This is a genomic window from Agromyces litoreus (assembly GCF_040496015.1).
Lineage (GTDB): Bacteria > Actinomycetota > Actinomycetes > Actinomycetales > Microbacteriaceae > Agromyces > Agromyces litoreus.
Genome location: NZ_JBEPKA010000003.1, coordinates 23337 through 35165, shown reverse-complemented (window position 1 = coordinate 35165; position 11829 = coordinate 23337). Strand labels below are relative to the sequence as shown.

Here is an 11829-nt window from a genome sequence, read left to right as displayed (position 1 = left end):
GGGTCGCGTTGCGGTCAGTCAACGGACTCCTCCAAACGGTTCACGATGCGGAAGGCCTCGTCGAGGGTGCCGGCGGTGATGGTCTGCTCGACCCGCTGCTGGTCGTAGACGCGCAGTTCGGCGATGTCGACCGCGGTCTCGGAGTGCAGGCGGTGCAGCGAGATCGGTCCGAGGTCCTGCTGGATGCCCTGGTAGATCGCGACGCGGCCGTTGTACTCGCCGACGTAGTAGCGGGTCTGGGTCCACTGGTAGCCGAGCGCGGCCACCGTCACGATCGCGCCGATGAACAACGCGATCCAGACGCCCCACACGATCTTCCGACGACGACGCCGTCGCTCGTCCTCTTCGATCAGTTCGTCGAAGTACTCCTCCGAGTCCGGCTCGAAGTGCGTCTCCTGCACCGGATGCGGGCGGAACGGCGTGAGGCGGATGCCCGGCCGGCGCTCGGGCGCGGGCACCGTTCCGAAGGCGAGCGGTGCGGCCGCGGAACCGACGATGAGCGGCGGCGTCTCCGGCGCCGGGGGGTCGCCGATGTCGACGACGACGACCGTGACGTTGTCGGGGGCCCCGCCGTCGAGCGAGGCCTTCACCAGGCGGTCGGCGACCTGCTTCGCGCCGGCGTCGGCCGAGAGCAGGTCGTGGATCTCATCGAACGGGACGACGCCCGACAGGCCGTCGGAGCAGATCATCCAGCGGTCGTCCGGATGCGCGTCGATGACCATCGTGTCGACGTCGGGCGAGGACTCGACGTCGCCGAGCACGCGCATGAGCACCGAGCGCCGCGGGTGCACCATCGCCTCCTCGGCGGTGATGCGGCCGGCGTCGACCAGGCGCTGGACGAACGTGTGGTCGGTGGAGACCTGGCTGAGCTCCCCGCCGCGGAGCAGGTAGACGCGCGAGTCGCCGATGTGCGCGATGACCACGCGGTCGTGCTCCACGAGCATCGCGCTGGCCGTCGTGCCCATGCCGGTGAGCTCCGAGTGCTCGGCGACCGTCTCCTCGAGCCGGCGGTTCGCCGACAGCAGGGCGGATTCGAGGGCCTCCGCAGCATCGGAGGAGGTCGCGTAGTCGCCGTCGGCCTCGGCGATGCGCCGCGTGGCGATCGCGCTCGCGACGTCGCCGCCGGCGTGGCCGCCCATGCCGTCGGCCACGAGGAACAGCCGCCGCCCGGCATAGCCGGAGTCCTGGTTGCTCGAACGGACCCGGCCGACGTGCGAGACCGCGGCGCTCGCCTTGACGCTCGCCATGGCCTACCGCCGCAGCTCGAACGTCGTCGCTCCGACCTTGACGGTGGCTCCGAGCGGGACGGGGGTGGGCACGGTGACTCGGGAGCCGTTGAGGAACGTGCCGTTGGTGGAGTCGAGGTCCTGGAGCATCCAGCGGCCGTTCCACAGCATGAGGCGGGCGTGGTGGGTCGAGGTGTAGTCGTCGCGGATGATGATCGCCGAGTCGCTCGAACGGCCGATCGTGATCTCGTCACGGCCGAGCGGGAACTCGGCGCCCGACTTCCCGCCGGAGGTGATCACGAGGCGCGACGCGTTCTCGGTCGTGGCGTCCTCGCCGTTCCCCGCGGGCGCCGGACGGGACACCGCGGCGGTCGGGGCGGTGGCGTTCGCCGGCGCGGCGGGTGCGGCTGCGCCGGCCGCCGCGGCCTCGGGCTGCAGCTTGCGCACGCGCTGGCCGAAGAGGTCGCTGCGCAGCGCGTACACGATGGCGAAGACGAACACCCACAGCAGCAGCAGGAAGCCGAGTTGGAGGACCAGCAGGGTCAGTTCACTCATCGGCGCGCGCCCCCGTAGCCACCGTCATCGCGGCGCTGGGAGGCGGGGTCGACGCGCCTGGAGGCGTCGGTCTCGGTCGGGTCGGCTTGGGCGAGCACGCGGAACACGATACGCGAGCGACCGATCGTGATCACGGAATCCGGCTCGAGGATCGAATCCGACACGGGCGAGCCGTCGAGCTGCGTGCCGTTCGTGGAGCCGAGGTCGCGGAGGCGGGCGCGCTGGCCGTCCCAGACCACCTCGGCGTGCCGGCGCGACGCGCCGCCGTCGTCGAGCGTGAGGTCGGCCTCGCTGCCGCGGCCGATGACGGTGCGGCCCTTGAGGATCGGATGGCGCTTCCCGTCGACGTCGAGCACCGGGGTCCAGGCGATCCGGCCCTTCACGTTGTGCGAGTCGACCTGCACCATGCCCTCGGACAGGTTCGCGTCGGCGTGCAGCAGGATCGAGATTCCGCCGGCGAACTGGAAGTGCTGGCTGGCCGCGTGCTTCTGCACGAGGTCGACGAGCTCGTCGATGAGCGACGGCCCGAGCGAGCTCATCCGCTCGTGGTCGGCCGGCGCCATCCGCACGGTGAACCGGTTCGGGACGAGCACGCGGTCGCGCGACACGACCGCGGCCTTGGTGTCGATCTCGCGCTTCAGGGCGGCCGTGATCTCGACCGGCTGCAGCCCCGAGCGGAAGGTCTTCGCGAACGCACCGTTCACGGCGCGTTCGAGACCCTTCTCGAAGTTGTCCAGTAGGCCCACAGGTCTCCCGTCCGGTCGGTTCCGCCTCACATGCTAACGAACGCCCGCGCGAAGTCGCCCGGCTCGCGGTGGAACGATGCCGTTCCGAGAACTTCCGCCTCAGTCCAGGAAGGCGGCTTCCTCCTCCTCGTCGTCCAGCGAGAGCGTCGGGATGGATGCGGTGAGCAGCGTGCCGTCCGCCCGTCGGGCGCCGCGCACGTTCTGCATGGTCGGCGCGCCGACCCGCCTGGCGCCGTGGCCGTCGAGCGGAACGGTCACCGGCTCGCCCTTCGCGACGACCAGCTCGCGCCCGCGCACCTCGATCGGGATCGCGGCGTCGGCGTCGCCCGTCTCGAGCTCGAACCGGACGGCGTCCTCGGTGAGGTCGACGCGCACGCGGCTGCCGCGGATCGTGAGGCGGAAGGTCAGCCGCTCCCATCCGTCGGGGAGTCGTGGGTCGAAGGTGAACCGGCCGTTGTGGTCGCGGAAGCCGCCGAAACCGGACACCAGTCCCGCCCATACGCCGCCGGTCGAGGCGACGTGCACGCCGTCCGAGGCGTTGTGGTGCAGGTCCGCGAGGTCGACGAACAGCGCGGAGCGGAAGTACCGCAGCGCGAGCTCGTGGTAGCCGACCTCGGAGGCGATGATCGACTGCACGACCGCGGAGAGCGTCGAGTCGCCGGTGGTCAGCGGGTCGTAGTACTCGAAGTCGGCCAGCTTCTCCTCGGTCGAGAACCGGTCGCCCTGCAGGTACAGCGCCAGCACCACGTCGGCCTGCTTCAGCACCTGGAACCGGTAGATGACCAGCGGGTGGTAGTGCAGCAGCAGGGGCAGGCGGGTGTCGGGCGTGTGCTCGAGGTCCCAGAGCTCCTTCTCGAGGAAGGCGGCGTCCTGGGGATGCACGCCGAGCTTCTCGTCGAACGGGATGTGCATGTACGCCGCGGCCCGGCGCCATCCGGCGACCTCGGCCGGGGTGACCCCGAGCCGCTCCACGAGCGTCTTGTGCGCGTGCGGGTCGAGCACCTGGAGGTCGTCGACGGCTTCCGCGGCGGCTGCCAGGTTCGCCCGCGCCATGACGTTCGTGTACAGGTTGTCGTTCACGACGGTCGTGTACTCGTCGGGCCCGGTCACGCCGTGGATGTGGAACACGTCGTCGGTGTTCGTGCGCCAGAACCCGAGGTCCTCCCACATGCGCGCGGTCTCGACGAGGATGTCGATGGCGCCGCGGGCGAGGAAGTCCTCGTCGCCGGTCGCGGCGACGTACTGGCAGAGCGCATACGCGATGTCGGCGTCGATGTGGTACTGCGCGGTTCCCGCCGCGTAGTACGCGCTCGACTCCTGGCCGTTGATCGTGCGCCACGGGAACAGGGCGCCGCGCTGGTTCAGTTCGAGCGCGCGGGCGCGTGCCGGCTCGAGCATCCGCTGCCGGAATCGCAGCACGTTGCGGGCGACGATCGGCGCCGTGTACGTCAGGTACGGCATCACGTAGATCTCGGAGTCCCAGAAGTAGTGCCCGCCGTAGCCGGACCCCGACACGCCCTTCGCCGCGACGCCGCCGCCGTCCGTGCGCGCCGTGGCCTGGACGAGCTGGAACAGGTTCCACCTCGTCGCCTGCTGCAGCTCGGGCTGGCCGGCGATCTCGACGTCGGAGCGCGCCCAGAAGTCGTCGAGCCACGCCCGCTGCTGCCCGAACAGCTCGGCGACGCCGATCTCGGCGCCGCGGTCGAGCGTGCGGTCGCAGCGGTCGACGAGTTCGCGCGCGGGAACCTTGCGCGCCGTGTGGTAGCTGATGAGCTTCGTGATGCGGATCGGCACGCCCCGCTTGGCCTGCACCCGGTAGATGTGCTTGGCGAGGTCGTCGGCGACCAGGCCGGACTCGCTGAACTCGTTGTCGGTCACGATCGAGTGCTGCGCGCCGATCGCGATCGCCATCTTCGAGTTCGTGGTCTGGTAGCCGAGGATGTACCGTCCGTCCTCGTTGCGCCGCTGCACGCGAGGCTGCAGCACGCGTTCGGTGAACGTCTCGGCCTTGCGCGGATCGAACGCGCCGATCGGCTCGGTCACGCCCGACCGGTACTCGTCGCGTCCGTCCTGGCGGTTCAGGATCTGGCTCGAGATCGTGACCGCGGCGTCCGCGTCGAGCATCTCGACCTCGTAGTCGATGACGCCGAGGTGGCGGTCGGTGAAGCTCACCATGCGTCGGCTCGTGATGAGCACCCGCTTGCCCGACGGGGTGCGCCACTCGATGCTCCGGCTCAGGAACCCGAGGCGGAAGTCGAGTCGCCGCTCGTACGACATGATCTCGGCCTCGGTGATCACGAGCGGCTCGTCGTCGACGTAGAGGCGGATGACCTTGGCATCCGGGGCGTTGACGATCGTCTGCCCGATGCGCGCGAACCCGAACGCCTCCTCCGCGTGGCGGATCGGCCAGGTCTCGTGGAAGCCGTTGAGGAACGTGCCGTGCACGTGCCCGTCACGACCCTCCTCGACGTTGCCGCGGAGGCCGAGGTAGCCGTTGCCGACGGCGAACAACGTCTCGGTGCGACCCATGTCGTGCACGCCGAACTCGGTCTCGACGAGCGCCCACTCGTCGAGCGGGAAGCGGGTGCGGTTCAGCGGGTCGGTGTCGGCGAACCTCATGCGCGGTCCTCCTCGGATGCTGCGGTCGGGGCTGGGGTCTGGGCGTCTGGGGTCCGGGCGTCCGGGGTCTGCGGGTCCGCGCCGTCGTTCATCGCGGTCGAGGTCTCGCCCGCGCGTTCGAGGGCGGGGATCAGCTCGTCGAGCTCGTCGACGATCACGTCGGCCCCGAGCTCGGCGAGCGCCTCGCGCCCGACGCCGCGGTCGACGCCGACGACGATGCCGAACGGGCCGCTCGCACCGGCCTTGACGCCCGACTCGGCGTCCTCGATCACGGCGCATTCCTCGGGCGGGAGGCCGAGGAGCTCGGCGGCGCGCTCGAACATGTCGGGGGCCGGCTTGCCCGCGATGCCGTCGCGTGCGGCGACCGCGCCGTCGACGACGACCTCGAAGCGGGGAGCGAGGCCGGCGGACTCGAGCACGGCCGGCGCGTTCTTCGAGCTCGAGACGACCGCGACCCGACCGCCCGCCCGCTCGATCGCGTCGAGCAGCGCGACGCTCGCCGGGTAGGGCTCGACGCCCTCCTCGGCGAGCGTGGCGTTGAAGGCCTCGTTCTTGCGGTTGCCGAGGCCGTGCACCGTCTCGTCGGTCGCCGCGTCGGACACCTCGCCCTCGGGCAGCCGGATGCCGCGGCTCTCGAGGAGCGAGCGGACGCCGTCGTATCGCGGCTTGCCGTCGATGTACGCGAAGTAGTCGGCGTCGCGGTACGGTGCCGCGCCGTGTTCCTCGAGGAACGGGGCGAACAGCCTGGCCCACGCGTGCATGTGCACGACGGCCGTCGGCGTGAGGACGCCGTCGAGGTCGAACAGCCAGCCGCGGATGCCGCCGAGGTCGGCCTCGGCCGGGGCCACGGGGGCGTGCGCGTCGCGGGGGTGGGTCACGGGCGGTCCTTTCGTTCGAGGGGGCGGTCGGGCGCCGGTGCCGTGGTGCAAGGCTATGCCCGGGTCGCCCGCGGCGCGAGGTGGACGCTCGACTCGAAGCGGATGCCAAGGCGGCCGGACGCAGCCCGCGCCCGGCCGTTCGCGGGCCGCTCGGCGGACGCCTCAGACGCCCCTGCCGCGGTGCTCGCCCGATTCGGCCGCGCGAAGCCGCTGTGTTAGGCTCGCTTGGCTGGTTCGCACCTCGTGCGGAACGGTATGCGCAAGTGGCGGAATAGGCAGACGCGCACGGTTCAGGTCCGTGTGCCCGTGAGGGCGTGGGGGTTCAACTCCCCCCTTGCGCACCAACATCCAGACGGCCCGGGTCATCGACCCGGGCCGTTCTGCGTCATCGAACCGTTCGTGCCATGCCGGCCTTCAGGACCGCTGTTCCACCACCCTGAGCTCCGCTCCGATGCCGAGGTCGTCGACGGCGACCTGCAGCGTGCGCTGCGCCATCTGGACGAGCTCGTCCCGTGCCCCGATCCGCTCGGACAGGGAGCCGGCGAGGTCGACGAGGCTGTTCAGGATGAACAGGTCACGCCATGGCCCGAACGGGTCCGGAGGGTTCGGGTCCTCCCACCACCAGCGAACCGGAACGTACAACGGGAAGCAGATCTTCTCCCCGTTGACGGTGATGCACATCTCGTGTGACATGGGTTCCCCCTCCCAATCGATGCCGGCGCACTCCGCCGGCGCCGGCCTCGCCGAAGGCGTGCCCTCCTCGGGGCAGGACTCCGACGAACTCAGCCTGCGGCCGCCCCGCGGTCGTCACTCCTCAACTCGGCGCCGACGCCGAGGTCATCGACGGCAGCGCGCAGTGCACGATGGGCCGTCTGCTCGAGGTCCACCCTGACCGCGATCCGCTCCGAGAGTGAACGAGCGAGTTCGACGATCGCGTCCAGGATGACGAGGTCGCGCCACGGGTCGGGGAACGGCCCCGCGATCTTCCCCCACGGGTCCGGTGTAGGGCCGTGCGGGTCGTTCCAGTGCCATCCGACGGGCAGGAACAGCGGAAAGCAGAGTGTCTTCCCGTTGATCTCGATGCAGACCTGGCTTGGCATGATTCCCCCCGGATCCCCGCGATGAGCGGATGCCGCCAAACGCCACACTGGCACTGGGAGACGCTGGCTGCGACACCCGAACGGGGGCGGAAATGCACACCCTCGGCACCGACCGTCGGGGCGCTCGGATGGTCACGGATGCCGAGTGCGCAAGCTTGGAACGAAGGTCCCGGAGGCGCGGAATCGCGCCGTCGCCCGTCGTTGACCCTGTCCGTTCTCGCATCACCCGGCCGGCTGCTCGTGGATGCCCGTGCTGAAGCTCGACCCGTTGAGCTCGAGGTACGCGTGACGCTCGGTGATCGACAGCGTCATGGAGTTCCGGCGCTCCAGTGCGGCCGCGACGTCGTCGATGAACCCGGGATCGAAGCTGACCAGCGGGATCTCCTCGGCGCGATGGATGCGCTTGCCCGCCCACGCGGCCGCGACCTTCGCCGGGTCGCGATGCGTGTAGACGGCGGCGCGACCGGCGTGCTTCGACCCGGAGTGCAGGCGCTCGGCATCCGGGGCCCCGACCTCGATCCAGGCGGTGATCCGTCCGGTGAGGTCTCGCACGAGCACCGCGGGTTCGTCGGTGGCCGAGATCCCCTCGCTGAAGGCGACGCCCTCCTCGTACTCGAGGCAGTAGGCGAGCAGGCGGGTCACCATGAACGTGTCCGTCTCGGAGGGGTGCCGCGCCATCCGGAGCGTGAGGCTCTCGTAGATCCCGCGGTCGACGTCGGCGAGTTGCACGTCGAACGTGTGGATCGTCGCACCGAGGGCCATGGTCCTCGAGCCTACGGGCGAGGCGTCCCGATCGCGCACCCCGCCGTGCGGGTCATCGCCGGACGGGGCACAGGGACCGGGGCACGTGGGCGGAGGGGCCCGGCGGCTAGGCTGCGGGCATGCACCCGGTGCTCCGATCCCTCGTCCTGCCGGGTCTGGGCGCGATCGCCGTGCTCGCCGCGGCCGGACGCGTGGTGCGGCTCGTCGGAGGCGACGACCCGCGCGAGGACCGGGCGGTGCGTGCGCTCCAGGAGGCCACCGGGCACCGCGCGGGCGACGACCCGCCGGCCGGGCCGGCCGCCGGCCGCGGCGGCGCGGTCGATCGGGTCACCGGCCCGCTCTCCTGGTACTCGGGGGTGCCGCAGACGGTCGCGAACGGCGCGCTGTGGTGCGGCGTCGCCTGGCTGCTGACGCGCGAGGGTCGCTCGGCGCTCGCGCCCGGTGCGGCGCTCGCGCTCGAGACGGCGTGCTTCACGGCATCCGCGGCGCTGGTCGGGCGGCCGAGACCGCGCGACGTGTGGCGACCCGAGCCGCCGCACGCCACGTCGTCGTTCCCGTCGGGGCACACGGCGGCGGCCTTCGCGCTGCACGGCACGCTCGCCGACCTGCTCGATCGGCACGGGGTGCGCGGTGCCCGGCTCGTCGGGCCGATGCTGCGGTACGGGATCCCGGGTGCCATCGCGTTCTCGCGGATCCACCGGGGACAGCACCACGTCACGGACACGATCGCGGGTGCCGCGCTGGGCCGCTGGAGCGCCACGACCGTCCGGCGGGCGCTGCTCCGCGCCTAGCCGAGCCCCGGCGAGCCGAACCGTGATGCGTTCGATATTCGCGGGACCTACCCTGTTGACATGGCACCCGTTCCGCGGCGCACGGCCGCTCGACCCGCGATCACGACGGCGCCTCGCCGGGGGTTCCGCGGGGGACTCGCGGTGGTCGTCCTCGCGGCGATGACCGTGGCGCTGAGCGCGTGCACCTTCGGCCAGGACGACGTCGATCGCGGCAGCGTCGACGGCGGCGACTTCTCCGACGACGGCTGCACGAGCGTCGTCGTCGCGACCTCCTCCGAGAAGGTCAACATGCTCGACGCGCTGGCGGCGGCGTTCAAGGAGTCGCCGGAGCATGCGGCGCTCGACGAGTGCGCCACCATCCGGCCGGTCAACGTGTCGTCGGGCGATGCGACGCGGTTCCTCACCGCGGGCGGGGACTGGCCCGACGAGGACGTCCGACGCTGGCCGACTCTCTGGTCGCCGGCCTCGACGGTGTGGACCGAGCGGGTCGCAGCCGCGGCATCAGCCTCGCTCGTCGGCGACCCCGTGTCGTTCACCCACACGCCGATCATCTTCGCGATGCCCGAGACCATGGCGAAGGCGCTGGGATGGCCGGACGCCGAGATCGGCATCGCGGACTTCGAACGGCTGTGCGCCGACCCCGCCGGATGGAGCAGCGCGGGCAAGCCGATCTGGGGCTCGTTCAAGATCTCGAAGACGAACCCGAACACCTCGACCACCGGGCTGTCGGCGATCCTGATGCAGTCGTACGAGGCGTCGGGCAAGGCCGACGGCCTCACGGCGGCGGACGTCGCGGGCGCCGAGGAGTTCTCGCGGGTGTTCGAGGAGTGCGTCATCCACTACGGCGACACCACCGGGAAGGTGCTCACGACGCTGTACGACGAGACGCAGGAGGGGGCCGGCGGGTCCGGGTACGTCTCGGTCGTCGCGCTCGAGGAGACCTCGATGCTCAACTACAACCAGGGCAACCCCGACTCGCACACCGTGCAGCCCGGCGAGACGCTGACGCCGCCGAAGGAGAAGCTCGTCGCGATCTACCCCTCGGGCGGATCGATGTGGTCGGACAACCCGATCACCGTGCTCGGGGCCGACTGGGTGACCGACGTGCAGCGCACGGCGGGTACGGCGTTCGTCGACTTCCTCGCCACCGAGCCCGCCCAGCGGATCCTGCCCGAGTACGGGTTCCGGCCGCTCGACGAGTCGGTGCCGCTCGGCGACCTGTTCACGGAGCAGTACGGCGTGGATCCCGCCGGACCGGCGATCACGCTGCCGCGCCCGGGCGTCGACGTGGTGTCGGCCGCGCTGGACCAGTGGACGCAGATCCGGAAGCCGTCGTCGGTGCTGGAGCTCATCGACGTGTCGGGCTCCATGGACGACCCGATCGGCGACGGCCGGTCGAAGCTCGACGGCGCGATCGAGGGCGCGCAGGCCACGCTCGGACACTTCCGCGGCACCGACCAGGTCGGCATGTGGGCGTTCACCACCGGCGTGGACTCGACGGCGGGGCGGAACCTCATCGTGCTGCGGGACGTCTCGCCCCTCGGGTCCGACCGCGAGACGCTGAGCGCCTCCGTCGACGACCTGCGCTACGCGAACCGGGAGGGCACGCCCCTGTACGACGCGATCGCGGTCGCGTACGACGAGATGGTCGCGCGTGCGGAGCCCGGACGCATCAACGCGATCGTCGTGCTCTCGGACGGCCAGGACACCGACTCGTCGATCTCGATCGACTCGCTCATCGCGAAGATCGGCGGATCCTCCCGCGAGGGCGGCGACGCGGCGCCGGTGCGGATCTTCCCGATCGCGTACGGCGAGGGCGCCGACACCGGCTCGCTGCGGCGGATCGCCGAGGCGACCGGCGGACAGTGGTTCGACGCGTCGGACGCCGCGAAGATCGACCTCGTGTTCGCCTCCGTCATCAACAACTTCTAGGGGCGGCGGATGGATGCCCTGACCATCGCGGCCGCGGACGGCTACATCGACGACGCCACCGAGGCGCTGCAGACCTCGCCGGTCTACGTCTCGGCGGAGGTGGGCGGAGCGTCGGCGCTGCGTGACGAGCTGCTCGCCCGGGTCGGCGACGACTCCATCGGCATCGCCGTGTTCTCCGACAACGCCGCGCTCGAGGCATCCGGAACGGAGATCCTGGGCCGGCTCGCCGAGACCACGACCTACGACACGATCATCGTCGCGGTCGGCGACGACCTCGTCGCCGGGTCGCGCGTGCTCGACGCCGGAGAGGCGATGCAGATCGCGAACGAGGCGGAGGCCGGCGCAGGCGACCTCGACGCCGCACTCGCCGAGACGGTGCAGGGCGTGCAGGTCGCCGCCGAGCCCGCCCCCGTCGTCGGCGGCGGCGATGCGGGCGGAGGCGGCCTCGGCCTCGGGCTCGTGATCGGCGCGGCCGTGCTCGTGGCCGCCGCGGCGGCGCTGGTCGGCCTGCTCCGGGCGCGCCGTCGCCGCGCGCGCCGCACGGCCGGGGGGAGGCTTCCCGAGCCCATCGGCCGGCACGTGATCGCGCTCCGCTCGCTCGCGGCCGAGTACGCCCAGGTCGGCGCGCGCGGCAACGCCGCCGCGGCGGCGACCGCCAACGACACCATGCGGATCGCGGAGAACGTGGAGGAACTGTTCACCAGGCTCGACCGCGCCGGGGGCGCCCAGCGCGGGTCCGCCGCGATCGAGGTCGACGACACGCTCCGCAAGCTCACCGCGGCGCTCGACCGCGACTACCTGCTCGACATCCTCACCCACCCGCATCTCTGGGACGACCCGGACGAGCGCGTGCAGGAGGTGCGCGAGGCGGTCGTGGCCGTCTCCAACGACCTCGTGCAGAACATCAGGCAGGTGAACGCTCGCCGCGGGCTCCACTTCCAGGTCTCGCTCGACGGGCTGATCGGCCGGCGCAAGGAGTTGCAGGAGTGGGACCGGGCGTTCCGGCACGCGTCGGACGACGGCCAGGACCCGCCGCAGGGCGGGTGAGGGGCGGGTCTCCGCGGTCATCCGGTGGTCCGGGCGTCCGCTAGTATCGTCCAGTCGGCCCCACGGCCGGCACCGGAGCGGCGGAGCCGCCCCACGCGGATGTAGCGCAGCTGGTAGCGCGTCACCTTGCCAAGGTGAAGGTCGCGGGTTCGAACCCCGTCATCCGCTCCACT

The 11829-nt window shown here is 71.5% G+C and carries 11 protein-coding genes and 2 tRNA genes; 5 read left to right on the top strand and 8 right to left on the bottom strand.

All coding sequences use genetic code 11. The features are described from left to right. Positions 1–14: 14 nt before the first annotated feature. From ABME01_RS03170 to ABME01_RS03150, 5 genes are all read right to left on the bottom strand, one after another. Positions 15–1247, bottom strand: a complete 1233-nt coding sequence (locus ABME01_RS03170) for a PP2C family protein-serine/threonine phosphatase (protein WP_353826909.1) — start codon at positions 1245–1247, stop codon at positions 15–17. A 3-nt stretch (positions 1248–1250) separates the two neighbouring features. Further along, on the bottom strand, positions 1251–1781 hold the full coding sequence (locus ABME01_RS03165) for an FHA domain-containing protein FhaB/FipA (RefSeq protein ID WP_353826908.1): 531 nt from the start codon (positions 1779–1781) through the stop codon (positions 1251–1253). Then, on the bottom strand, positions 1778–2527 hold the full coding sequence (locus ABME01_RS03160; protein ID WP_353826907.1) for an FHA domain-containing protein: 750 nt from the start codon (positions 2525–2527) through the stop codon (positions 1778–1780). Before ABME01_RS03160 ends, ABME01_RS03165 begins: the two co-directional genes overlap by 4 nt. A gap of 99 nt (positions 2528–2626) precedes the next feature. Next, positions 2627–5146 (bottom strand): glycoside hydrolase family 65 protein, encoded by a 2520-nt coding sequence (locus ABME01_RS03155; RefSeq protein WP_353826906.1) that lies wholly within the window; start codon positions 5144–5146, stop codon positions 2627–2629. Further along, entirely contained in the window at positions 5143–6024 is an 882-nt protein-coding gene (locus ABME01_RS03150) for an HAD family hydrolase (RefSeq protein WP_353826905.1), read from the bottom strand. Before ABME01_RS03150 ends, ABME01_RS03155 begins: the two co-directional genes overlap by 4 nt. Before the next feature lie 257 nt (positions 6025–6281). Here ABME01_RS03150 and ABME01_RS03145 point away from each other — a divergent pair. Beyond that, positions 6282–6368, top strand: a tRNA-Leu gene (locus ABME01_RS03145). Between the two features lie 70 nt (positions 6369–6438). Here the strand turns inward: ABME01_RS03145 and ABME01_RS03140 are convergent. The 3 genes from ABME01_RS03140 to ABME01_RS03130 form a co-directional block, all read right to left on the bottom strand. Next, positions 6439–6717: a hypothetical protein gene (locus ABME01_RS03140; protein ID WP_353826904.1), complete on the bottom strand. Its 279-nt coding sequence runs from the start codon at positions 6715–6717 to the stop codon at positions 6439–6441. 89 nt (positions 6718–6806) lie between these two features. Next, the gene (locus tag ABME01_RS03135) at positions 6807–7124 is read right to left on the bottom strand and encodes a hypothetical protein (protein WP_353826903.1); all 318 of its coding nucleotides are present in this window, start codon (positions 7122–7124) and stop codon (positions 6807–6809) included. A gap of 222 nt (positions 7125–7346) precedes the next feature. After that, positions 7347–7886 carry a YaeQ family protein gene (locus tag ABME01_RS03130; RefSeq protein WP_353826902.1) on the bottom strand — a complete coding sequence of 180 codons (540 nt, stop codon included), beginning with the start codon at positions 7884–7886 and terminating at the stop codon, positions 7347–7349. Positions 7887–8005: 119 nt separating this feature from the next. Between ABME01_RS03130 and ABME01_RS03125 the strand changes: the two genes are divergently transcribed. The 4 genes from ABME01_RS03125 (at position 8006) to ABME01_RS03110 (ending at position 11827) form a co-directional block, all read left to right on the top strand. After that, entirely contained in the window at positions 8006–8677 is a 672-nt protein-coding gene (locus tag ABME01_RS03125) for a phosphatase PAP2 family protein (protein ID WP_353826901.1), read from the top strand. A gap of 60 nt (positions 8678–8737) precedes the next feature. After that, positions 8738–10609 (top strand): substrate-binding and vWA domain-containing protein, encoded by a 1872-nt coding sequence (locus ABME01_RS03120; protein ID WP_353826900.1) that lies wholly within the window; start codon positions 8738–8740, stop codon positions 10607–10609. Positions 10610–10618: 9 nt separating this feature from the next. Further along, entirely contained in the window at positions 10619–11656 is a 1038-nt protein-coding gene (locus tag ABME01_RS03115) for a hypothetical protein (protein WP_353826899.1), read from the top strand. 95 nt (positions 11657–11751) lie between these two features. Further along, positions 11752–11827: transfer RNA gene (locus ABME01_RS03110), tRNA-Gly, on the top strand. Positions 11828–11829 lie beyond the last annotated feature (2 nt).